The 22,740-nt window shown below is 74.7% G+C and carries 17 protein-coding genes and 1 pseudogene; 9 read left to right on the top strand and 9 right to left on the bottom strand.

What is annotated here, in order from left to right; genetic code table 11:
* The first annotated feature begins 62 nt into the window (after positions 1-62).
* Genes ACWDVW_RS27115 through ACWDVW_RS27105 form a run of 3 tightly spaced genes read left to right on the top strand, consistent with a single transcriptional unit; the run spans position 63 to position 4,918 of the window.
* Entirely contained in the window at positions 63-1,127 is a 1,065-nt protein-coding gene (locus ACWDVW_RS27115) for an AAA family ATPase (RefSeq protein WP_449954201.1), read from the top strand.
* A 1-nt stretch (position 1,128) separates the two neighbouring features.
* Positions 1,129-2,427, top strand: coding sequence for a DUF58 domain-containing protein (locus tag ACWDVW_RS27110; RefSeq protein ID WP_449954198.1), 1,299 nt, complete (start codon positions 1,129-1,131; stop codon positions 2,425-2,427).
* A 16-nt stretch (positions 2,428-2,443) separates the two neighbouring features.
* On the top strand, positions 2,444-4,918 hold the full coding sequence (locus ACWDVW_RS27105) for a transglutaminase TgpA family protein (RefSeq protein WP_449954195.1): 2,475 nt from the start codon (positions 2,444-2,446) through the stop codon (positions 4,916-4,918).
* A gap of 305 nt (positions 4,919-5,223) precedes the next feature.
* On the opposite strand, the gene ACWDVW_RS27100 is transcribed toward ACWDVW_RS27105, so the two are convergent.
* From ACWDVW_RS27100 to ACWDVW_RS27065, 8 genes and pseudogenes are all read right to left on the bottom strand, one after another.
* Entirely contained in the window at positions 5,224-5,622 is a 399-nt protein-coding gene (locus ACWDVW_RS27100) for a DUF3040 domain-containing protein (RefSeq protein WP_131056765.1), read from the bottom strand.
* Between the two features lie 115 nt (positions 5,623-5,737).
* The gene (locus tag ACWDVW_RS27095) at positions 5,738-6,997 is read right to left on the bottom strand and encodes a DNA polymerase IV (protein WP_449954192.1); all 1,260 of its coding nucleotides are present in this window, start codon (positions 6,995-6,997) and stop codon (positions 5,738-5,740) included.
* Positions 6,998-7,036: 39 nt separating this feature from the next.
* The gene (locus ACWDVW_RS27090; RefSeq protein ID WP_449954220.1) at positions 7,037-8,263 is read right to left on the bottom strand and encodes an alkaline phosphatase family protein; all 1,227 of its coding nucleotides are present in this window, start codon (positions 8,261-8,263) and stop codon (positions 7,037-7,039) included.
* A gap of 5 nt (positions 8,264-8,268) precedes the next feature.
* A complete protein-coding gene (locus ACWDVW_RS27085; RefSeq protein WP_449954189.1) occupies positions 8,269-9,048 on the bottom strand; it encodes a methyltransferase domain-containing protein in 780 nt (259 codons plus the stop codon).
* 33 nt (positions 9,049-9,081) lie between these two features.
* Positions 9,082-12,456, bottom strand: coding sequence for an error-prone DNA polymerase (locus ACWDVW_RS27080; protein WP_449954187.1), 3,375 nt, complete (start codon positions 12,454-12,456; stop codon positions 9,082-9,084).
* Between the two features lie 501 nt (positions 12,457-12,957).
* Positions 12,958-14,664, bottom strand: a pseudogene (locus ACWDVW_RS27075) (DNA polymerase Y family protein); the annotation flags it as partial.
* 61 nt (positions 14,665-14,725) lie between these two features.
* Positions 14,726-15,469 (bottom strand): hypothetical protein, encoded by a 744-nt coding sequence (locus tag ACWDVW_RS27070; RefSeq protein WP_350696335.1) that lies wholly within the window; start codon positions 15,467-15,469, stop codon positions 14,726-14,728.
* Positions 15,470-15,681: 212 nt separating this feature from the next.
* Positions 15,682-16,131: an SAV_6107 family HEPN domain-containing protein gene (locus ACWDVW_RS27065; protein ID WP_449954184.1), complete on the bottom strand. Its 450-nt coding sequence runs from the start codon at positions 16,129-16,131 to the stop codon at positions 15,682-15,684.
* 509 nt (positions 16,132-16,640) lie between these two features.
* Here ACWDVW_RS27065 and ACWDVW_RS27060 point away from each other — a divergent pair.
* The 6 genes from ACWDVW_RS27060 to ACWDVW_RS27035 all read left to right on the top strand — a co-directional run bounded on the left by ACWDVW_RS27060 (position 16,641) and on the right by ACWDVW_RS27035 (position 22,001).
* A complete protein-coding gene (locus tag ACWDVW_RS27060) occupies positions 16,641-17,129 on the top strand; it encodes a YbaK/EbsC family protein (protein WP_449954181.1) in 489 nt (162 codons plus the stop codon).
* Positions 17,126-17,869, top strand: a complete 744-nt coding sequence (locus tag ACWDVW_RS27055; RefSeq protein WP_449954178.1) for a monooxygenase — start codon at positions 17,126-17,128, stop codon at positions 17,867-17,869. The genes ACWDVW_RS27060 and ACWDVW_RS27055 overlap by 4 nt, the downstream gene beginning before the upstream one ends.
* Positions 17,866-18,438 (top strand): GNAT family N-acetyltransferase, encoded by a 573-nt coding sequence (locus tag ACWDVW_RS27050; RefSeq protein ID WP_350696330.1) that lies wholly within the window; start codon positions 17,866-17,868, stop codon positions 18,436-18,438. Before ACWDVW_RS27055 ends, ACWDVW_RS27050 begins: the two co-directional genes overlap by 4 nt.
* Positions 18,435-19,283 carry a carotenoid biosynthesis protein gene (locus ACWDVW_RS27045; RefSeq protein ID WP_449954174.1) on the top strand — a complete coding sequence of 283 codons (849 nt, stop codon included), beginning with the start codon at positions 18,435-18,437 and terminating at the stop codon, positions 19,281-19,283. Before ACWDVW_RS27050 ends, ACWDVW_RS27045 begins: the two co-directional genes overlap by 4 nt.
* Before the next feature lie 64 nt (positions 19,284-19,347).
* Positions 19,348-20,481, top strand: coding sequence for a glycosyltransferase (locus ACWDVW_RS27040; protein WP_449954171.1), 1,134 nt, complete (start codon positions 19,348-19,350; stop codon positions 20,479-20,481).
* Positions 20,482-20,513: 32 nt separating this feature from the next.
* Complete coding sequence (locus ACWDVW_RS27035) at positions 20,514-22,001, top strand: phytoene desaturase family protein (protein WP_449954168.1); 1,488 nt, start codon at positions 20,514-20,516, stop codon at positions 21,999-22,001.
* A 33-nt stretch (positions 22,002-22,034) separates the two neighbouring features.
* Here the strand turns inward: ACWDVW_RS27035 and ACWDVW_RS27030 are convergent, their stop codons facing one another.
* A complete protein-coding gene (locus tag ACWDVW_RS27030; RefSeq protein ID WP_449954165.1) occupies positions 22,035-22,724 on the bottom strand; it encodes a CDP-alcohol phosphatidyltransferase family protein in 690 nt (229 codons plus the stop codon).
* Positions 22,725-22,740 lie beyond the last annotated feature (16 nt).

Raw genomic sequence — 22,740 nt, 5'->3', positions numbered from 1 at the left:
ACCCAACGGCGGGTCCAGGTGCTCTATACAGAGCTGCCGTGACAGCGACGAGGAGGAGGCCCGTGACACAACAGACCTGGGACGAAGTTGGCGGACTGCTGCCGCACGACGAGTTCCGCGCAGCGAGCGACGCCATCGTGGCCAACATCGAACAGGTCATCGAGGGCAAGACCGCCACCGTGCGGCTCGCTCTGGCCGTCCTGCTCGCCGAGGGTCATCTGCTCATCGAGGATGTGCCCGGCGTCGGCAAGACCAAGCTGGCCAAGGCCCTCGCCCGCTCCATCGACTGCTCCGTGCGCCGCATCCAGTTCACCCCCGACCTGCTGCCCAGCGATGTCACCGGCGTCAGCGTCTACAACCAGGAGACGCACGACTTCGAGTTCCGGCCGGGTGCCGTCTTCGCCAACCTGGTCGTCGGCGACGAGATCAACCGGGCCTCGCCGAAGACCCAGTCCGCGCTGCTGGAGTGCATGGAGGAGCGGCAGGTCACCGTCGACGGGGTGACGTACCAGTTGCAGACCCCGTTCATGGTGATCGCCACCCAGAACCCGATCGAGATGGAGGGCACGTACCCCCTGCCGGAGGCGCAGCGGGACCGCTTCACCGCCCGGATCGCGATGGGCTACCCCGACCCCAGCGCCGAGCTGGCGATGCTCGACGCCCACGGCGCGGTGGACCCGCTGCCGGCGCTGCGCCCGGTCTCCGACGCCGACACCGTGCGCCGGCTGATCGGTCACGTCCGGCAGGTGCACGTCGCCGACGCGGTCAAGCAGTACGCGATCGACCTGGTCACCGCCACCCGCGAGGCACCCGACCTGCGGCTCGGCGCGTCCCCGCGATGCACCCTGCAAATGCTGCGCACCGCCCGCGCGGTGGCCGCCCTCGACGGGCGCGACTACGTCCTGCCCGACGATCTCCAGGTACTCGCCGTACCGGTCCTGGCGCACCGGCTCATCCCCACCGCCGACGCCCAGCTCGCCCGGCGTACCACCGACGCGATCGTGGCGGACCTGGTGCACCGGTTGCCGTTGCCGCACGACCGCCAGCGCTCGCCGTACGACACCCGGCCGCCGGCCGGCAACGGCAACGGCAACGGTCGGGCCCCGTTCGAACCCCGGAGGCCGTGACGTGCGTGACGGCCTCCGCGGCCTGACCACCCGCGGTCGATCCTTCCTGGCCGCCGCGCTGGCGGCCGCCGTCTCCGCCGGCATCCTCGGCGAGAAGGACCTGCTGCGGGTGGCCGTGCTGCTGGCCGTCCTCCCGCTGCTCGCCGCGCTCTACGTCGGCCGCAGCCGCTACAAGCTGGCCTGTCACCGCTCGCTGGACCCGCACCGGGTGCCGGTCGGCGCCACCGCCCGGATGGTGCTGCGGTTGCAGAACCTGTCCCGGTTGCCCACCGGCACCCTGCTGCTGGAGGACCGACTGCCGTACGCGCTCGGCAGCCGGCCCCGGGTGGTGCTGGAACGGCTCGGCGCGCACCAGGCCAGCTCGGTCGCGTACACCGTGCGGGCCGACGTGCGCGGCCGGTACGAGGTGGGGCCGCTGGTGGTCCGGATGACCGACCCGTTCGGGCTGTGCGAACTGAGCCGGGCCTTCCCGGGCACCGACTCGCTGACCGTGGTGCCGCAGGTGGTGCCGCTGCCGGCGGTGCGGCTGCCCGGTGAGTACGCCGGCAGCGGCGAGAGCCGGGCCCGCTCGGTGGCGGTGCACGGCGAGGACGACGCGGCGACCCGCGAGTACCGGCGCGGCGACGACCTGCGCCGGGTGCACTGGAAGTCGACCGCGCGCACCGGGGAGCTGATGGTGCGCCGGGAGGAACAGCCCTGGGAGAGCCGCGCGACCGTCCTGCTGGACACCCGCGCGTACGGCCACCAGGGCGACGGCCCGACGGCCAGTTTCGAGTGGGCGGTCTCGGCCGCCGCCAGCATCGCCGTGCACCTGCGTCAGGCCGGCTACAAGCTGCGCCTGGTCACCGGCTCCGGCGCGGACGTGAACGCGACCGAGGGCGCCGGTGACGGTCTGCTGCTCGACCAGCTCGCGGAGGTCCGGCTGGACCAACGCGTCGAGATCACCACCCTGGTGCAACACGTCCGGCAGCGCTCCGACGGCGGCCTGATCATCGGCGTCTTCGGGTCGCTGAGCACCGCCGAGGCGGAGGTGCTGGCCGGACTGCGGGCCAACGGCGCCACCTGCGTCTGCTTCCTGCTGGACAGCTCCGCCTGGCTGAACCTGCCGGCGCCGGCCCGGACCGAGGCCGACCAGGCACACGACACCGCCGCGCTGGCCCTGATGCAGTCCGGCTGGCGGGTGATCGGCGTCGACCACGGCGGCCGGTTGCCGGCGCTCTGGCCGCAGGCCGGCCGGGGCTCGCAGGGTTTCGCCCTGCGGGCCGCGATGGCCGAGACGGTGGCCGGCGGCGTGCGATGAACGGAAGGTCCCCCTCATGATCGCCCATCGGAACCTGGGTCTGGTGGCCGCCGCCGCGACCCTGCTCGCCGCCGCGCCCCTGTCGGCCATCTTCCAACAGTGGACCTGGCTGGTGCAGTCGGTCATCGCGGTGGCCGCGGTGGCCGCCGCGGCGGCCCTGGCCCGGCTCGGCCGGACCCCGCTGTGGGCCCAGATCCTGGCCATGGTCGCCGGCCTCGCCCTGGCCCTGACCTGGCTGTTCCCCAGCGGCGAGGAACTGCTCGCGGTGCTGCCCACGCCGGCCACCTTCGGGCACTTCGCCGAGTTGCTCAGCACCTCGGTCGACGACATGCGCTCGCACGGCGTGAAGGTGCCCGACACCGACCCGCTGCTGTTCATCACGGTGCTCGGCGTCGGCGGGGTCGCGGTGCTGGTGGACGTGCTCTGTGTCGGGCTGCGACGGCCCGCCCTGGCCGGTCTGCCGATGCTGGCCATCTACTCGGTGCCGGTGGCGGTCTACGTGGACAGCGTCCCGCCGCTGCCGTTCGCCATCGGAGCCGCCGGCTTCCTCTGGCTGCTGGTCACCGACAACGTCGACCGGGTCCGGCGGTTCGGCCGGCGGTTCACCGGCGACGGCCGCGACGTCGACGTCTGGGAGGCGTCCCCACTGGCCGCCGCCGGACGACGACTGGCGGTGGTGGGCCTGGCGCTGGCCGTCCTGGTGCCGCTGGCCATACCGGGCATGACCTCCGGTCTGATGAGCAACCTGAACTCCGGTGTCGGCAACGGTCTGGGCGGGCAGGGTTTCGGCGGCTCCCCCGGCCGGGTCGACCTGTTCGCCGCGCTCAGCGGCACGCTCAACCAGTCCGAGACCACCGACCTGGTGACGGTGACCACCACCGAGGAGAATCCGTTCTACCTGCGCTTCGGCGTCGCCGACGAGCTACGCGGCGACGGCTTCCGGGTACGCGGTCCGAACGGCGGCCGGGTCACCGGTGAACTGCCCGACCCGTCGGACCAGCAGGTACGAGGGGTCGAGCGGACCCGGCACCGGGCCACCGTGGAGGTGACCCGGGCCCTGGCCATGCCGCTGCTGCCGGTGTACGCCGAGCCGGTCGACTTCACCGACCTGGACCGGAACTGGTTCTACGACCAGGACCTGCAGGTGGTCTTCTCGAACCGGGAGAACTCCCGGGAGAAGTCGTACTCGTTCGACTACGTCCGCTCGACGTACACGCCGCAGGCCCTGCGCTCGGTCCGGGCGCTGTCCGCCGACGATCCCCGGCGGGTCCAGCAGACCGTCACCCCCGACGTGCCCGAGGTGCGGGCCCTGGTGGCGAACCTGATCCGGGGCCAGCGCACCGAGTACGACAAGGTGCGCGCGATCTACGACTACTTCTCCGAGGACAACGGCTTCACCTACCAGCTCAGCACCGAGCAGGGCACCAGCGGGCAGGAGATCCTCGACTTCCTGGAGAACAAGGCCGGCTACTGCCAGCAGTACGCGGCAGCGCTGGCCTGGATGGTCCGCGACGCCGGCATCCCCGCCCGGGTGGCCTTCGGGTTCACCAACGGCAGCCGGCGTACCGCTGACACGCTCACCCTGACCAACCGGAACCTGCACGCCTGGACCGAGGTGTACTTCGACCAGATCGGGTGGGTGCCCTTCGACGCCACCCCGACCTACGGCGTGCCGGGCTCGGCCCGCTCCGCCTGGGCGCCGGACGTCGACGCCCCGGAGGAGAACACCCCGCAGACCGACCCCACGGACGCGCCCGACGCGGACGACCCGTCGGCCGGACCGGACGCCGGGCCGAACCAGTTCGAGGAGGGCGACGACCCGGCCCTCGGCGCCGCCCCGGGCGCGCCCACCCAGCAGGCGCCGCGCTGGCCCTGGCTGCTCGCCGTGGGCGTACTCGCCCTGCTGGCCCTGCTCGCCGTGCCGGCGCTGCGCCGACTCGCGCTGCGCCACCGGCGAGGTCGACCCGCGCCGGTGGTCCGGACGGTCGACGCGTCGGAGGCGACCGCCACCGGGGAGCACCGACCGGCGATGACGGTCGGCGCCGACCCGGACCGGGCACGGGCGGACGCACACGCCGCCTGGGACGAACTGCTCGACACCCTGGTCGACTACCGGATCCGGGTGGACCGGACGGAGACCCCCCGGGCGACCGCCGACCGGCTGGTCCGGGAGGCCCTCGCACCGGACACCGGGGCCGGCACGGCGGCCCGTCTGCTCGGCCGCGCCGAGGAGCGGGCCCGGTACGCGCGCGACCCGCTGACCGGCGAGCCGCTGCCCACGGCCCTGCGGACGGTACGCGGTGCGCTGGCCGAGCGGGCCGACCGGCGTACCCGACTGATGGCGACCATGTTGCCGCCGTCGGTGCTGCAACGCTGGCGCACCACCGTGGCGGACACCTCGTCGCGGCTGGTGAACTCCGGCGGTCAGGTACGCCACCGGCTGCTGCGGTTCAGTCCGCGTCGGCTGATCGCGAACCGCGCGAGTCGCTGACCGCCGCCCGGACCGGGGCACGACGGCACGGGCCGGGTACCGGTGGATGTCCACCGGTACCCGGCCCGTCGTGGTTCTTCCTTCGCGGACATGGCCTTACATCGCCGGGTGGTCTTCTGCCGCCGCGGGTCTTTGCACGCCGCGTGGTCTTCTGTCACCGCCCGCTGGGCAGCGCTCAGCGCGCCACGTCGCAGCCCTCGCCCTGGGCACCCCGAAGGGCACCCGGACGAACACGTCCGTCGCACGCCGGAACGCCCCGGACCGGTCAGGTCCGGGACGGATGTCCCGCCGTCAGGAACAGCGGGTCAGCGGTGCCCCTCCGGGCGCTGACGCCACCGGTCCTCCATCCGGTCGAGGAAACCCCCCGACCGGCGGCCGGACCGTCCCCGGGACCGGCGACGACTCGCCGTGCCTCCGACGACGTGCAGGTCCGGTGACTGCGCCCGACGGTGCGACTGCACCGCGAACGCGGCCGAGGCCAGCATGACAACGAATCCCGCCACTGCCAACGGCGGAGTCTTGATCACCGCGCCATAGACCAACAACGCCAGGCCAGCGACGATCACGCCGGCAGCGACGAGCAGGCGACGCCGCGCGTGGAAACGCGGGTCGCTGGCGCGCACGGCCGAGGCGAACTTGGGGTCCTCGGCAAGCGACCGCTCGATCTGCTCGAACAGCCGCTGCTCGTGCTCCGAGAGCGGCACGGCACTCCTCCCCGGTCACGTTGGTCGGTCCGGTCGGACCGACAGACCGTGGCAGCCAACCGGCTGCTTACCCGCAAGTCTACGAGGGCCCTCGCGCGTCGGAAAGCGGGACGACCTACGGCCGCGTCGGATTTTCATTTCGTCGGGGATCACGCCCACCGAGAAGACTGGCCGGTCCTATGACGGACCGCCCGAATCGGGCAGCCGCGGCGTCCGCCGCGACCTCCGCCTCGCGCCAGCCCCGCTCGGGCGCACCGAGCGCGAGCTGCCGGGGTGTCTCGTCCGCCGACGTCAGACCCTCCGCCCGTACGCCGACGAGGCGAATCCGCTCACCCGGTGCCAGAGCGGTGTAGAGCGACCAGACCGTGTCGAACATCTCCCGGGCCACGTCGGTGGGCACGTCGAGGGTGCGCGACCGGCTCACCGTGCGGAAATCGGCCATCCGCACCTTGAGTGACACGGTGCGTCCCACCTGCCCGGCAGCGCGCAGCCGGGCACCGACCTTCTCGGCGAGCCCCAGCAGCGTGCGCCGAATCTCGGTCGGATCTCGGACATCGACGTCGAAGGTGACCTCCGCGCCGATCGACTTCTCCGCGTGCTCCGGGCTGACCCGACGCGGATCGCGCCCCCACGCCAACTCGTGCAGGTGCGCGGCCGCCGCCGCGCCGACCGCGGTCCGCAGCATCCCCGGCGGGGCCTGGGCCAGGTCGCCCACCGTCCGCAGCCCGAGCCGCAGCAGGCTCTGCTCGGCCCGCTCCCCCACTCCCCACAGAGCGGCCACCGGCAGCGGATGGAGGAAGTCGAGGACCTGCGCGGCCGGGACCACGAGCAGGCCGTCCGGCTTGGCCCGGGTCGACCCGAGCTTGGCCACGAACTTGCTCGACGCCACCCCCACCGAACAGGTCAGCTCCTGCTCGGCGGCGACCCGCTCGCGGATCCGGCGGGCGATCGCGGCCGGCGGGCCGAACAGTCGCCGGGCCCCCGCGACGTCCAGGAACGCCTCGTCCAGGGAGAGCGGCTCGACCAGCGGCGTGACGTCCCGGAAGATCTGCATGACCGCCCGCGAGGCGGCCGAGTAGCGACTGAAGTCCGGTGGCAGGAACACCGCGTGCGGGCAGAGCGCCCGGGCCCGCATCGTCGGCATCGCGCTGCGGACGCCGTACCGCCGGGCCTCGTAGCTGGCCGAACTGACCACGCCGCGCGGACCGACCCCGCCGACCACGACGGCCTTTCCGCGCAACTCCGGCCGGTGCCGCACCTCTACCGAGGCGAAGAAGGCGTCCATGTCGACGTGCAGGATCGAGCAGCCGGCGTCGTCGGAGTCCGGCCCGAACCGGGGATCGCCGCCCCGGGGCAACGACTGGCTGCGTCCCACCCCGGCAGGTTAACCCGGGGGTGGGACGCAGACGGCCGGTCAGCCCCGCAGCACCAGCAGCGGAATCGTCATCTCGGCCGCGGTGTCCGCCCCGTGGAAGGCCACCAGCCGGGACACCATCGGGCTCTCCGACCGGCTGGCCAGCACGGCGTACGTGTCGTTGCAGACCACCACCACGTCGCCGACCCGCTCCAGGTGCGCCTCGGGCACCGGCCCGAACCAGCCGGTGGCCACCGCCTCGTCCCGCACCATCACCCGGGCGGCGTCGCCGAGCACGGCCGACCAGGCCGCCACCACGTCGGCGGTGGCACCCGGCGCGGTGTGCAGGTACCGCACCCGGGGCTCACCCGCGACCACCCGCACCCCGTCGGTCAACCGGGGGTCGGTGTCCAGGTCTAACCGGTGCTCCGCGGGCACGTCGAGCTGGCCGTGGTCGGCGGTGACCAGCAACGCCCCGTCCGGCGGCAACCCGTCCACCAACCGGGCCAGCATCCCGTCCACCTCGGCCACCGAGGCCCGCCAGGGCGCCGAGTCGACGCCGCTGAGGTGCCCGTCGCGGTCCACGTCGGGGTGGTAGCCGGAGACCAGGGTCGGGCCGCGCCCGGCGGTCAGCGCGGTCAGCATCGTGGCGGCCACCGCGTCGACCCCGGCCGCGCCCCGGTAGTCACCGCCCCGGTTCGCGGCCAGGGTCAGCCCGCTGCCGCCGAACTCCGGCCGGCTGACCACGGTCACCGCCACCCCGGCGGCCCGGGCCCGCTGCAACTGGGTGGCGACCGGCTGCCAGCGCAGCGGCGACGGGTCGCCGGACCACTCGATGTGGTTGAGCACCCGCTCGGTGCCGGGCACCCGCAGCGTGAAGCCGAGCACCCCGTGCGCGCCGGGCGCCGCCCCGGTACCCAGGGTGACCAGGCTGACCGGGGTGGTGGAGGGGAAGCCGCAGGTGAGTGGCCGACCGGCCGCCGCGGTCAGCCCGGCCAGGGTCGGCGCGTATGGCGCGGCGGTCGGGATCTGGTACCACCCGAGCCCGTCGACGAGCAGCACCGCGATCCGGCGTACACCGGGCAGGTCGACGCCGAGGCCGAGCAGGTCGACGGCACCGGGCACGCCGAGCACCGCGAGCGCGCTGGGCAGCACGTCGGCGAGGCTCCCCCCGCCGTACTCCGGCGCGACGGGTGTAAGGAAGGGCACCTTGTTAACGCCTGGTGCATAGGAGGGGACCCCTCCTAACACCGAGGGTTCCCACGCCGACCCGCCCGGGCCGGTCATGCCGGTCATGCCGGACGGCGGGCGAACAGGTGCAGTTGCGCCGCCAGATCCCGCCAGGGCGGCCGGGCGGCCAACGCCCGTTCCAGCTCCAGCAGGGCGCCCGGCTGGCCGTCCGCCACGGCCGCGGGCAGCAGGTCGGCGAGCACGCGTACGCCGTGGATCTCCTCGACGGCGAGCCCGGCGGCGGCCAGTAGCGCGGTGGCGCCGTCGGCGTCGAAGCGTCGCCGCAGCGTGTCTCGGGGGCCGGCGCTGCCGTCGGGGTCGGCGGCGAGCGTCGTCGCCACGTCCAGGTGGCCGTTCATCGCCCGGCCGAGCACCGCCGCCGCCCGCCCGGCGACCAGCACGCTGGCCGCACCGCCCGGCCGCAGCGCCCCGGCCAGCGCGGCCACCACCGGCACCGGGTCATCGACAACCTCCAGGACGGCGTGGCAGAGCACCAGGTCCACGCTGGCCGGCTCGACCAGTCCGGCGAGGGCGTCCCCGTCGCCCTGCACCGCGCGTACCCGCTGCGCCACCCCGGCCTCGGCGGCCCGGCGGCTGAGCGCGGCCAGCGCGTCGGGACTGGCGTCGACCACGGTGACCCGGTGCCCGGCCCGGGCCAGTGGCACGGCGAAGCCACCGGTGCCGCCGCCGACGTCGAGCACGGTCAGCTCGGCGGCGGGCCGACGGTCCAACTCGGCGCGGAGCACCGACCAGACCACGGCGGTACGGGGGGTGAGCGGCGGCCCGGCCGGATTCGGGGTCTGTTCCACCCGGTCGAGCCTAGGGCCTGCCCGGCCGATCATGTGCGGCGAGGCACGCCGTCGGCGGCGGGTTGGTCAGCGGAAGTCGCGGGACGCGGGGCTGACCGGGGGCTCGATCGCGTCCAGCCGGTCGGCGACCAGGTTGACCACTCCCTCGTGCCGCTGCAACAGCCCGCGCACCACCAGCGCGGCGCTGGTCCGGGCCACCCGCCGGTGCCGCTGCCACAGCCCCGGCGAGCAGGTGACGTTGAGCATGCCGGTCTCGTCCTCCAGGTTGAGGAAGGTGACCCCGCCTGCGGTCGCCGGGCGCTGCCGGTGGGTGACGATCCCGCCGACCCGGATCCGGCGGCCCGGCTCCACCCGCCCCAGCCGGTCGATCGGCACCGCGCCCAGGGCGTCCAGCCGGGGACGGATGAACCGGGCCGGGTGGTGCTCCGGGGACAGGCCGGTGGCCCACACGTCGGCGACCAGCCGGTCCACCTCCTCCATGCCGGGCAGGGTGGGTGCCGTCGCGCCGGTCACCGTGCCGGGCAGGCGATCCGGCCGGTCCTGCGCCGCCGCGCCGGCCGCCCAGAGCGCCTGCCGCCGGCTCAGCCCGAAACAGGCGAAGGCGTCCGCGGTGGCCAGCGCCTCCAGGTGAGCTGCGGTCAGCCCCACCCGCCGGGCCAGATCCGGCATGTCGCGGTACGGCCCGTGCGCCGTCCGTTCCGCCTCGATCCGCTCGGCCACCGGATCGCCGAGCGTACGCACGCTGGACAGCCCCAGCCGTACGGCCGGACCGCCCAGCCCCCAGGCGTGCGGCGGCTCACCGGGCCGGCTGCCCCAGCGGGTCTGCGGGGTGGACTCCAGCACCGGCTTCGCGCCGCTGGCGTTGACGTCCGGGCGGCGTACCTCCACGCCGTGCCGGCGGGCGTCGTCGACCAGGGTCTGCGGCGAGTAGAAGCCCATCGGCTGGGCGCTGAGCAGCGCGGCCAGGAACGGGCCCGGGTGGTAGCGCTTGAGCCAGGAACTGGCGTAGACCAGGTAGGCGAAGCTCATCGCGTGGCTCTCCGGGAAGCCGTAGCTGGCGAACGCGGTGAGCTTGCGGTAGACGTCGTCGGCCAGCTCCCCGGTGATGCCACGCTCGGCCATGCCCCGATAGAGCCGGTCGGCGATCTTCGCCATCCGCTCCACCGACCGTTTGGCCCCCATCGCCCGGCGCAACTCGTCGGCCCCGGCCGCGTCGAACCCGGCCAGGTCGATGGCGAGCTGCATCAACTGCTCCTGGAACAGCGGTACGCCCAGCGTCTTCTCCAGCGCGTTGCGCATCAGCGGGTGCGGGAAGGTCACCTCCTCCTGCCCGCTCTTGCGCCGGATGTACGGGTGCACCGAGCCGCCCTGGATCGGGCCGGGCCGGATCAGCGCCACCTCGACCACCAGGTCGTAGAACGTCCGGGGGCGCAGCCGGGGCAGGGTGGCCATCTGGGCACGGCTCTCCACCTGGAACACCCCGACCGAGTCGGCCCGGCAGAGCATGTCGTAGACCTCCGGGTCCTCCAGCGACATGTCGCCGAGGTCCAGGCTCATCCCGATCATGTCGTACCCGTAGTGCAGCGCGGAGAGCATGCCCAGGCCGAGCAGGTCGAACTTGACCAGGCCGACGGCGGCGCAGTCGTCCTTGTCCCACTGGAGCACGCTGCGGCCGGGCATCCGGCCCCACTCCACCGGACAGACCTCGATCACCGGCCGGTCGCAGATCACCATGCCGCCGGAGTGGATGCCCAGGTGCCGGGGAAAGCCCGCCCACCTCCCCGAGCCACCAGTCAGTTCGTTGGCGTACGCGATCACCTGCTCGGGGATCTCCGGCACGTCCACCGTGGCCACGTCGCCCCACCGGTCGATCTGCTTGCTCCACGCGTCCTGCTGGCCCGGCGAGAAACCGAACGCCTTGGCCACGTCCCGCACCGCCGACCGGGGCCGATAGGAGATCACGTTGGCCACCTGGGCGGTGTGCTCCCGCCCGTACCGGGCGTAGACGTGCTGGATGACCTCCTCCCGGCGGTCGGACTCGATGTCCACGTCGATGTCGGGCGGGCCGTCGCGTTCCGGCGCCAGGAAGCGCTCGAACAGCAGCCGGTGCCGGACCGCGTCCACGTTGGTGATCCGCAGCGCGTAGCAGACCGCCGAGTTCGCCGCCGAGCCCCGGCCCTGGCAGTAGATGTCCGCCCGCCGGCAGAAGTCGACGATGTCGTAGACCACCAGGAAGTAGCCGGGGAAGCCCAGCTCCTCGATCATGTTCAGCTCGTGGTCGAGCTGCGCGTACGCCTGCGGGTGCGCCTCGCGCGGGCCGTAGCGTTCCCGCGCGCCGGCCTCGGTGAGGTGCCGCAGCCAGCTCATCTCGGTGTGCCCCGGCGGCACCGGGTACGCCGGCAGCCGGGGCGCGACGAGCTGGAGGTCGAAGGCGAGTTCCGCACCGAACTCGGCGGCCCGGGCCACCGCCCCCGGGTACGCGGCGAAGCGCGCCGCCATCTCGGCACCACTGCGCAGGTGGGCGGTGCCCGCGGCGGGCAGCCAACCGTCGATCTCGTCCAGACTGCGCCGGGCCCGCACGGCGGCGAGGGTGGTGGCCAGCCGACGCCGCCCGGGGGTGGCGTAGTGCACGTTGTTCGTGGCGACCGTGGGCAGCCCGGCGGTGGCGGCCAGCTCGGCCAGCGCGTCGTTGCGGTCGCCGTCGACCGGGTGACCGTGGTCGGTCAGCTCCACCGCCACCGTCTCCGCGCCGAACAGCGCGGTGAGCCGGTCCAGCTCCCGGGCCGCCGCGTCCATCCCCTCGGTGAGCAGGGCGGACGGCACGTGCCCCTTGCGGCAGCCGGTCAACACCAGCACGTGGTCGCGCAGGTCGGCGGCCACCTCCTCCAGTTCGCCGTAGACCGGACGGCCCTTCTCCCCGCCGCGCAACTGGGCCCGGGCGATGGTCGTGGCCAGCCGCGCGTACCCCTCGTGGCCGTGCGCCAGCACCAGCAGGTGGTTGCCGTGCGGGTCGGGTACGCCCTGCTGCGGACCGGGCAGGCCGAGGGACAGCTCCGCCCCGAAGATCGTCGACAGGTCCAGCGCGCGGGCCGCCTCGGCGAAGCGCACCACGCCGTAGAAGCCGTCGTGATCGGTGACGGCGAGCGCGGTCAACCCCAGCCGGACCGCCTCCTCGGCCAGCTCCTCGGGATGGCTGGCCCCGTCGAGGAAGCTGAAGTTGGTGTGCGCGTGCAGTTCGGCGTACGGCACCACACCGTCGGGGCGGGCCAGCTCGGGCGGACGGTACTGCTCCCGGCTCCGGCTCCAGGCCGGCGAGTCGCCGCCGTCGGCGTCGACCGCGAGGGGATCCACCACCCGCAGGTGCCGTTCACCCTCCCCGGTACGCCCGGAGAGCACCCGCTCCAACTCCGACCAGGGCAGCCGAGGATTGTGGAAACTCACCGTCCCACCCCACCCACCGAGATCTTGGTACGTTCCGGCCCTCCCAGGGGATGCCCTCCCAGGGGACGGAACGCACCAGGATTCACTTCTGCCTCAGTCATAGACCGCCTCCAGGAGCCACCGGCCGGCTTCGACGGCGAGCAGCAGGGCGCTGCCGTCGGCCAGGCTGACCTGGAAACGGGCCCGCCGACACGCCTCGACCGGGTCCCACCACCGCTCGTCGACCGGCCACGGGCCGGCCCAGCCGACGATCTCGACCGGCGCCCCGGCCCGACCGGAGATCCCGGCCCACGCACCACCCCGGCCTGCGTCCCCCACCGCTGCACCACCCCGGCCGACACCCCCGACCGACCCGCCGCCCCGGCCGACGGCTCCGTCCGCCGGACCCCCCGCACCGGCAGTCCCCGCCGGTGCGCTGCGCCGGGTGACCTGGGCACCGGCCTCCACCGTGATGATCAACTGGGCCGGTGGGGCGCTCACCGTCAATCGCGCGCTCACCACGACCGGTGCGCCGGTGGCGTCCAGCACGCTCGCGGTGAGCGGGGTGGGCAGCACCACGGCCGGCGAAGGCGGCGGCAGCCGTCCCGGCCAGGACGGTACGGCCGGCCCGGAACTCGCCCGGCCACCGACCCGACCCGGCCGGCCCTCGGACCCGGCCCCGGCCCCGGACCCGGAGCCGGAGCCGGACTCGGACCCGGACCCGCCAGAGCTGGCCCCGGAACTGGCGGAGCTGGACCCGAGTCTGGTCCCGGGCCTAGCGGAGCTAGACCCGGAAATGGCAGAGCCGACCCCACTCGCCCCGGCGGCAGCCGGTCCCCCACCGGTGCCGAAAGCAGCGGCACTCGCCCCGGTGGAGTGACGGGCGCGCGGCGTGCCGCCGTCGGCACCGACCGGGACGGGCGGCACGGCCCCACCGGTTCCGGTCAGCCACGACGCGCCGCCGTGGCGTTCGACGGGTTCGCCCGGCAACGGCGCGGCGCCGGGACGGGCCGGTAACCGCTCGTCGCCCCAGGGGACCAGCCGCGTCTGGTCGGCCGGCGACCGGCCGCCACCGAGTACGGCGGTGACCACCGCCTCCGGGCCGAGCAGGCCCTGCACCCGGCTCAGCGCCCGGTGTGCCCGCTCGCGTTCCGCACCGGTCTCGCCCCACAGCCCCGGTTGCAGACCGGCCTGGGCCAGTACCCCGTCCGGCACCAGCCGCAGCCGGACGATCCCTGCGGTGGGCCGGGGCGGCCGGTCACCACCCCGCCGGCCACCGCCGGAGAGCCAACCGTCCAGTTGCCAGCGGACCCGGTCGGCGATCGCCGCCGCGCTGAGCAGACCGTCGTGCCGCCAGACCCGGTGCAGCTCCTGGCCGTGCGCGGTCACCGCCTCGATGCCGAGCCGGGTGCAGGCCAGCCCGTGCCCGGCGAGCCGCTCGTGCAGCCGCTCGGCCAGCGTCCGCGCCGCGAACGCCGCCACGTCGACGCGCTCGATCGGCTCGTCCAGGTCGGTGGTGACCGTCAGGTCCACAGGCGGACGTCGGACCGCAAGCGGCCGGTCGTCGCCACCGATGGCCAACCGGTGGGCCAGCGCCCCGTCGAACCCGAACCGGGCCAGCACGTCACCGGCGGCCAGCGCCGCGAAGTCGCCGAGCGTACGCACCCCGAGCCGGCGCAACAGGTCGGCCAGGGCGGGTCGCCCGAGTGCCTCTACCGGCTGGACGGCCAGGAACTCCGGCGTCTCACCGGGCGGCACGATCCGCCCCTCCCGCGCGGCCAGCCCGGCGGCGAACACCCCGTCGGCGATGCCGACCTGGCTCTCCACCGCGCAACTCTGCGCGACGTGCTCGACGATCCGCTCGGCCGCCGCCTCCTCACCGCCGAAGTACCGGACCGGTCCCCGGGCGGCCAGCGCACAGGCCCCCGGGCGGACCACCTCGACCCCGACCGCCACCTCCTCGACCGCGGCCACCACCGGCTCGAACGCCCGGGCGTCCCGACCGGGATCGTGGTCGACGACGGTGAGTCCCGGACAGCGCCCCTGCGCCTCCCGTCGGCGCAGCCCCCGACGCACCCCCTCGGCACGGGCCTGCTCGGAGCAGGCGACCACCCGGTTGGCGTGCAGCACCGCGACCGGCTCGGTGGCGGGCACCCCGTCGACGATCTCGGCGGCGAGCACCGGCCAGTCCGGACACCAGAGCAGCAGCGTCCGAGCCGACGTGCTCATGTCGGCGCTCCGCGCCGCCATGAGGCACCACAGAGCTGACGACTCGCTCGCTGACACTCGCTCATGTCGCGCGCTCCGCGGTGTGGGGGGAGGCCAGTACGCGGAACCGGGCGGGGTGTGACCGGGCGGCGGTGGTGGGTCGGGGGATGACGCGGGTCAGCTCGTCGCCGGGCAACCACACCGTGAGCTCCTTGGCGCGGGCGGCCGCGCCCCGCCCGTGTGCCGAGATGGTCACCTCCCGGCGGCGCAGCCGTCCCCGCCCCGCCCCGAGCCCCTCCCAGGCGCCCCGGACCACCTGGAGTGTCAGGTCCGCCCCGTCCCACCGGCCGTACGGCACGAGCACGCTGCCGCGTTGACGGGCCCGGGCGGCCAACCGGGCGGTGACCGAGGTGGAGACGGTGGCGGGTACCGCGGTCACCACCACGTCGACCCCGTCGATGAGCGCGGCGACGACGGTGGGCCACTCGGGGCCGGGCTGCGGCACCAGGGCGAGCCGGTCCAGGGCGATCCCGGCCTCGGCCGCCGCACCGGCGCCGAAGGTCGGCATCCCGACCACGGCACACCAGGAACCGGCCCGGGACGCCTCGGCGAGCAGGGCGAGCAGCAGCGAGGTGGTGCCGCTGTGCCGGGGCTGCCCGACGCCGACCGCGATGGTGCTGCCCCGTCGCAGTCCACGACCGGGCAGCAGCCCGGTCAGCTCGGGGCGGACGGGGAGTATCCGGTGGCCGCCTGCCGGGTCGGGTGCGCTGGCCGGACGCACCAACCCGGCCAGCGCGGCGGAACCGACCACCATGCGGCCCGCCATCGGACCTACCCCCCGTCGTGTCACCACCGGGTGCCCGCCGGTGGGTGGTGCTGGTGCTGCGTGTACGTGGATCAGTGCGGTGCTGGATCAGTGCGGTGCGTGGATCAGTGCGGTGCTGGATCAGTGCGGTGCTGGATCAGGTGGATCAGAAGGACGTGCCGGGCGGCGTCCGGCCACCCTGGGTCCCACCGGTGGCGGCCGGACGCCGCGACTCAGGCGACGAGACCGTCGATCGCCGGCTGATGTGCCAGGCCGAGCCCGGCCTCCACCACCGTCACGAACTCCTCGGCGGCGCGGAGCAGGTCGTCGGCCTCCCGGGCGGTGACCACCCGGGGTATGCCGGCCTCGGCGGCGGCGCGCTTGCCGGCACCGAGGGCGAAGTAGGCGGCCCACTCGTCGAGCTCGGGGGCGACGACCGCGAGCAGGACCCAGACGCTGGTGATCCGGTTGCGCCGGGTGGGTGCGGGACGGGCGCGGGCGGCGAGCACCGCGGCGGCGGCGCGCAGCGCCGCGAGGTGGGCGGCGGCGTACCGGAGGCCGTCGGGGCCGGTCCGGGCGGCCTCGGCGAGGCCCTGACGGGCCACGGTGAGCAACTGGGCGGGAGTGCGGTGCGGCAGCACGTGCGCGGGCACCGTCGGCGCCTGGGCCGGACTGGTCGGCATGGTCTCCTCCACGTGGGCCGGAGCGGGGCGGTCGCGCGACGGGGTGGAACCCGTCGGCGCGGTACGCGCCCGCGGCGGGCGGTGCGGAGGAAGACGCACCAGGTAGGTGGCCGGCCGGGTGCGGAGCTTCCCCACACCCCACCCGGCCGGCGTTACCGGCGGGTCCGTCGGCCGCCGCCCGGGGGTCGTGGGCGGCGGCCGACGGCCTGCCTGACGGGTCCGGACTCGCGACTGTCCGGAGCCCAGGTGCGATCCGCGGCACCGCACCTGTCGGGAGCCGGTGCCGCGAAACACCCGCCCCCGAGGGGTTGGAACGAACGTTCGATTTCGCCGGCAACGCCAGCAATCGAACACTCGTTCTAACTACTGCTGACAGTACACCCTCCCCCTGACGAAAACGCAACGTGTGACGCGCCGGGCCAGCCACGTCACCCGCCTGGTCAGGGCGACCGGTTCCGCATGCTGTGGCCGGGTGCGCCGGCCGTCGGCGTACCGGGAAGAATGGCGGGATGCAGTCACACCCGAACGTCCAGGCGGTGCAGGACGCGCTCGACGGCCCGTACACCCGCAACGGCTCCGGCAAGCGGGCCCTGGTCCGGCTGCTGCCCGACGCGGTGCACACCGCGGCGGCCGCCGCCGAGGCGCTCGGGGTCGACGTGGGCGCGATCGCCAACTCGCTCGTCTTCGACGCCGACGGTGAACCGCTGCTGGTGCTCACGTCCGGCGCGCACCGGGTGGACACCGACGTCCTGGCCGCCCGGCTCGGGGTCACCCGGCTGCGCCGGGCCACCCCGCAGTTCGTCAAGGAGCACACCGGCCAGGTGATCGGCGGGGTCGCCCCGGTCGGTCACCCGCGCCCGCTGCGTACGCTCGTCGACACCGCGCTGGAGAAGTACGACGAGGTCTGGGCCGCCGGTGGCGTGCCGCAGGCGGTCTTCCCCACCACGTACGCCGAACTGCTGCGGGTCACCCACGGGACCCCGACCGACGTGGCGTGAACACCACCGAGACCGTCCCCGAGCTGGTCACCCTGCACGTGTGGCGGATTCCCCGGGCCGCCCTGGGCCGGGCCTTGGGCCGGATGGCGCTCGACCCGCGTCGGCTGCGCGCACTGCCCGGCGTACGGTTCGGCAAGCTGCTCGGCACCGGGACCGGCACCGGCTTCGGGCCGGGCGACGCCGACCTCACCCGCTGGGCGGCGCTGACGGTGTGGGACTCCCCCGCCGCAGCGGCCGGGTTCACCGGCTCGCGAGTGGGACGGGCCTGGTCCGGCATCGCCCGGTCGGGCGTCCGGGTCGACCTGCGCCCACTGACCAGCCGGGGCGAGTGGTCCGGCCGGCGACCGTTCGGCGAGCCCGCCGGTGGGCCGGTCCACGGGCCGGTGCTGGCGCTGACCCGGGCCCGGCTGCGGCCGACGCGGGCGCTCACCTTCTGGCGGGCCGTCCCGCCGGTCGCCGCCGCCCTGCACGCCGCGCCCGGCCTGCTGGCCCGTTTCGGCGTCGGCGAGGCGCCCCTGGGCTGGCAGGGCACGGTGAGCGTGTGGCGGGATCCGGCGGATCTGGTGGCGTTCGCGTACCGTCACCCGGAGCACCGGGCCGCGATCACCCGCACCCCGACCGAGCGGTGGTACGCGGAGGAACTCTTCGCGCGATTCGAGGTACGTGACGTGATCGGTGACCGGACGGTACTGGGGTGGGTCGACGACGCGGACGACCCGGCGAAGGGTGAACGGGCATGAGGTTGGTGCGGTGGACGCCGGACGATCTCCTCCGGCGGCTGGACGACGTGGTCGCCGTCTACGGCGAGGCGATGGGATACCGCGCCGACCTGTTGGAGGCCCGCCGTGGCTACATCGCCACCCACGTACGCCGGCCCGGTTTCCGCGCCGTGGCCAGCCTGACCAGCGAGGGGCACCTGGCCGGCTTCGGCTACGGCTACGTCGGCGGGCCCGGCCAGTGGTGGCACGACCAGGTCTGGCGGGCGCTGGAGCAGGGCGACCGCAAGCGCTGGCTGACCGACTGCTTCGAGGTGGTCGAGCTGCACGTCCGGCCACCGGCGCAGGGGCACGGCCTGGGCGCCGGTCAACTGCGTGCCCTGCTCACCATGGCCGAGGGCGCCACCACGCTGCTGTCCACCCCAGAGGCCGACGAGAGCACCTCACGTGCCTGGCGGCTGTACCGCCGGTTCGGCTTCGTCGATGTGCTGCGCGACTTCCGGTTCCCCGGCGACGAGCGCCCGTTCGGCGTACTCGGCCGGGACCTGCCCCTGCCGGGGCCGACGCCACCGGCCCGTCCCGGACAGCCATGACGCCGTCCGCCCGCCGTGCCCGGGTCTACGCCTGGGCGATGCTCGCCCTGCTGGTGCTGGCCCAGATCGGCTATCCGTTGACCGACGGGACGACCCGGGCCCGGCTGACCGTGGCCACCGTCGTGCTGGGCTATCTGCTCTCGGTCGGCCACGCGTTGCTGTCCCGGGGGCCGCGTACGGCCGCGGCGCTGATCGCCACCGCGACCGGGGGCGGGTTCGCCATCGAGGCGCTCGGCGTCGCCACCGGCTTCCCGTTCGGCAGCTACGACTACTCGGGACAGCTCGGCCCGAAGCTGGCCGGCGTACCGCTGATCATCCCGCTGGCCTGGACCTGGATGGCCTGGCCGGCGTGGCTGGTGGCGACCCGGCTCACCGCGCGGATCGCGGTGGCGGCGGGCCGCTGGCGGTGGCCGACCCGGATCGCGCTGGCCACCGTCGGCCTGGCCACCTGGGACCTCTTCCTCGACCCACAGATGGTGGCCGAGGGGCACTGGGTGTGGCGGGACCCGACCCCGGCGCTGCCCGGCCTGCCCGGCATCCCGATCAGCAACTATCTCGGCTGGCTGCTGTTCGCGGTGCTCATGATGACCGCGCTGCGTCCGCTCGCCGGACCGGCCGTGGACACCACCGACCACACCGACCATCCGTTGTACGCGCTCTACCTGTGGACCTACGGCTCCAGCGTGCTGGCCCACGCGGTCTTCCTGGACCTGCCGGCCTCGGCGCTGTGGGGTGCGGCCGGCATGTCGGTCGTCGCGGTGCCGCTGGCGGTCAGCCTGCTGCGGCAGCGCCGAACGGGGCACACCGACAGCGAACCCCGGCTCCGGGCCGACGTCCCGGCATGAGCGAGCGTCAGCGAGCGAATCATCGACGCAGTGCGGAAGTGCCTCATGACGGCGCGCAGCCGGCATGAGCGTGGCGCTGCCGCTCGCCGTGTTCGGCGTGCTCGTCGTGCTGACCGGGCACACCCTGGTCAACGCCGGCCGCTGGTTGCGCCGTCCCGCGTCGGGGCCGGTCGAGGTCACCGAGGCGGTGACGGTGCTGCTGCCGCTGCGCGACGAGGCCGCCCGGGTGACCCCGTGCCTGCGGTCCCTGCTCGCCCAGCGGGGCGTACCCGGGTTGCGGGTCGTGGTGCTCGACGACGGGTCCACCGACGGCACCGCCGACGTGGTCCGGACGGTGGTCGGCGACGACCCCCGGGTCACCCTGGTCACCGGGATCGCGCCGCCGCCGGGCTGGCTGGGCAAGCCGCACGCCTGCTGGCAACTGGCCGACCGTGCCGACCCGTCGGCGACCGCGCTGGTCTTCGTGGACGCCGACGTGGTGCTCGACCGGTACGCGGTGGCGGCGGCGGTGACCGAGCTGCGGGCCGCCGGGGCGGCGCTGCTGTCGCCGTACCCGCGGATCGTGGTGCGGACGGCGGCGGACCGGCTGGTGCAGCCGCTGTTGCAGTGGTTGTGGTTGACCTTCCTGCCGCTGCGTGCGATGGAGCGTTCGTCCCGGCCGTCGCTGGCTGCGGCGGGCGGTCAGTTCCTGGTCGTGGACCGGGCCGGCTACCTGCGGGCCGGTGGGCACGCGGCGGTGGCCGACCGGGTGCTGGAGGACATCGAGCTGGCCCGGGCGGTGAAGCGGTCCGGCGGCCGGATCGCCCTCGCCGACGGGTCCCGGCTGGCCGCCTGCCGGATGTACGACGACTGGCCGCAACTGCGCGACGGCTACACCAAGTCGCTGTGGGCCACGTTCGGGCATCCGCTCGCCGCCGCCGTGGTGATGTCCCTGCTGCTCCTGCTCTACACCGCGCCGCCGCTGGTCGCCGTCGGCGCGCTGCTGGCCGGCGCGCCCGTGGTGGCCGGGCTCGCGCTGTCGGCGTACCTGCTGGGGGTGGTCGGGCGGGTGGTCAGCGCACGCGCCACCGGCGGCCGGGCCTGGCCCGACGCGCTGGGCCACCCCGTGTCGGTCGCGGTCCTCGGTTGGTTGACCGTACGGTCGTACCATCTGCGCAAGCGGCGGCGCCTGTCCTGGCGCGGCCGACCGGTCGGCTAGGCCCTGGTAGGCCCACTCTGGGAGGACATCGCATGGCGCGGATCGTGGTCGTCGGCGCCGGAGTGGGTGGACTGGCGGTCGCCGCCCGGCTGGCCGTCACCGGGCACCAGGTGACCGTCCTCGAACGGGCCGACACGGTCGGCGGCAAACTCGGGCGGTACACGCACGACACCGCCTCCGGGTCGTTCCACTTCGACACCGGTCCCAGCCTGCTCACCCTGCCCGGGATCTTCCACGAGCTGTTCGAGGCGACCGGGGCCAAGCTCGACGAGTACGTCGACCTGGTCGAACTGGACCCGATCGTGCGACACGTCTTCCCCGGCGGCGGGCCGGTGCTGGACTCCTGCGCCGACCCGACGGAGTTCGCCGCCCGCATCGGCGCCACCCTCGGCGACCGGGCGGCGGCCGACTGGCAGCGGCTGTGGCGGCGTGCCGGGCGGGTGTGGCGGGCCTCCGAGCACGACATCCTGCGCCGTCGCGTCGACTCGCCCCGGGACCTGACCCGGCTGGCCTGGCGGCTCGGCGACCTGGCCGCCATCCGGCCCGGACAGAGCCTGCGCGGGCTGGGTCGCGCCCACCTGTCCGACCCTCGGCTGCGGATGCTGCTGGACCGGTACGCCACCTACACCGGCGCCGATCCGCGCCGCGCGCCCGCCGCGCTGGTCGCGGTCCCCTACGCGGAGTTGGCGTTCGGCGGCTGGTACCTACGCGGCGGGCTGGGCAGCCTCGCCGACGCGCTGCTGTCGCGCTGCCTGGACCTCGGCGTGGTCGTCCGCACCGGCGCCACGGTCACCCGGATCGACGCGGCGGGCGGGCGGGTGCACGGTGTACGCGTCGACGGGCAGGCCGCCCCGGTGCCGGCCGACGTGGTGGTGGCCAACGTCGACGCGCTCACCGTCTACCGGGACCTGCTGCCCGACCCGCGCCGGCTGGCCGGGCTCACCGACCGCAGCCTGGCCGGTTTCGTGCTGCTGCTCGGCGTACGCGGCGACTCCGGGCTGGCCCACCACACCGTCTTCTTCCCGCACGACTACGACGCCGAGTTCGACGCGATCTTCGGTGCCCCGGGGCGGGGCGTACGCGCCCGTCCGGCCACCGACCCGACGGTCTTCGTCACCGTGGCGGACGACCCGGCGGTCCGCCCGGCCGGACACGAGTCGTGGTTCGTGCTGGTCAACGCCGCCCGCCACGGCACCGCGCCCGGTGCGGTGGACTGGCGGCGGCCGGGGCTGGCGGCGGCGTACGCGGACCGGATCCTCGACGTGCTGGCCGAGCGGGGCATGGACGTCCGGGACCGGTTGGTGTTCCGTGAGATCCGTACTCCCGCCGACCTGGCCGACTCCACCGGCGCGCCGGGTGGAGCCATCTACGGTACGGCCGGTGGTCTGCTCCGCCCCGCCAACCGGGGAGCGGCGCACGGCCTGTGGCTCGTCGGCGGCTCCAGCCACCCGGGCGGTGGCCTGCCGATGGTGACCCTGTCCGCGCAGATCGTCGCCGACGAGATCGGGCCCGCCTGGTAGGGGGTGGGACGGCACCGGCGGGTCGGCGGCGGGTCAGTCGGCGTCGATCAGGGCCCGGCGGACGGCGGAGAGCAGTTGACCCAGGCCGAAGGCGGCCAGCAGCACCCACACCGCCGTCGCCATGGTGATCGTGCCGGCCGCCAGGTCCAGCTCGATCAGCCCGGTCAGACCGGCCAGCAGCAACCCGGCGACGGCCACGCAGACCCGGGTGGGCCGCTCCCCCACGGTCACCGCGCCGATCTCGCGCATCCCGGCGGCGACCGCCCGGGCCCGGACGTACTCGTGCAGCCAGGACAGCGCGCCGGCCGCGGCGACCAGCCCGCCCGGCGCGCCGACCAGCCAGAACGCCACCAGCCAGGCGGCCTCGCCGAGCCGGTCGGCAAGCGAGTCGTAGACGTAGCCGAGCCGGGTGGTGCGGCCGGTGGCCACCGCCACCGCGCCGTCGACGCTGTCCGCCACCGAGGCGAGCAGCACGAACAGCGCGGCCAGGAACGGCCCGTCGCCCGGCCGCCCGGCGAACAGCGGTACGCAGAGGCAGAGCAGCACGCCGAAGACGGTGACCGCGGTCGGGCCGACCCGGAGCCGGCCCAGCAGGAACCCGACGTGGTAGGCGAAACGGAGCCAGCCGCGTACCACGGGGGTGGCCGCCCGGGGGTCGAACCCACCGTGCAGCCGGGCCCACGCCGTGGCGTACTCGTTCCAGTTCAGCTGTCTGCCCACCACGGTTCAACCGACCCGA

The organism is Micromonospora sp. NPDC003241, from assembly GCF_053589795.1.
This window is presented reverse-complemented; position numbering and strand designations above follow the sequence as displayed.

What these genes read in the sequence shown, in the direction of transcription:
- ACWDVW_RS27040 (WP_449954171.1), top strand. Translation starts at nt 19,348, where the DNA reads ATGAGCGTGGCGCTGCCGCTCGCCGTGTTCGGCGTGCTCGTCGTGCTG.
- ACWDVW_RS27090 (WP_449954220.1), bottom strand. Translation starts at nt 8,263, where the DNA reads ATGACCGGCCCGGGCGGGTCGGCGTGGGAACCCTCGGTGTTAGGAGGG.
- ACWDVW_RS27060 (WP_449954181.1), top strand. Translation starts at nt 16,641, where the DNA reads ATGCAGTCACACCCGAACGTCCAGGCGGTGCAGGACGCGCTCGACGGC.
- ACWDVW_RS27065 (WP_449954184.1), bottom strand. Translation starts at nt 16,131, where the DNA reads ATGCCGACCAGTCCGGCCCAGGCGCCGACGGTGCCCGCGCACGTGCTG.
- ACWDVW_RS27035 (WP_449954168.1), top strand. Translation starts at nt 20,514, where the DNA reads ATGGCGCGGATCGTGGTCGTCGGCGCCGGAGTGGGTGGACTGGCGGTC.
- ACWDVW_RS27085 (WP_449954189.1), bottom strand. Translation starts at nt 9,048, where the DNA reads ATGATCGGCCGGGCAGGCCCTAGGCTCGACCGGGTGGAACAGACCCCG.
- ACWDVW_RS27045 (WP_449954174.1), top strand. Translation starts at nt 18,435, where the DNA reads ATGACGCCGTCCGCCCGCCGTGCCCGGGTCTACGCCTGGGCGATGCTC.
- ACWDVW_RS27105 (WP_449954195.1), top strand. Translation starts at nt 2,444, where the DNA reads ATGATCGCCCATCGGAACCTGGGTCTGGTGGCCGCCGCCGCGACCCTG.
- ACWDVW_RS27050 (WP_350696330.1), top strand. Translation starts at nt 17,866, where the DNA reads ATGAGGTTGGTGCGGTGGACGCCGGACGATCTCCTCCGGCGGCTGGAC.
- ACWDVW_RS27070 (WP_350696335.1), bottom strand. Translation starts at nt 15,469, where the DNA reads ATGGCGGGCCGCATGGTGGTCGGTTCCGCCGCGCTGGCCGGGTTGGTG.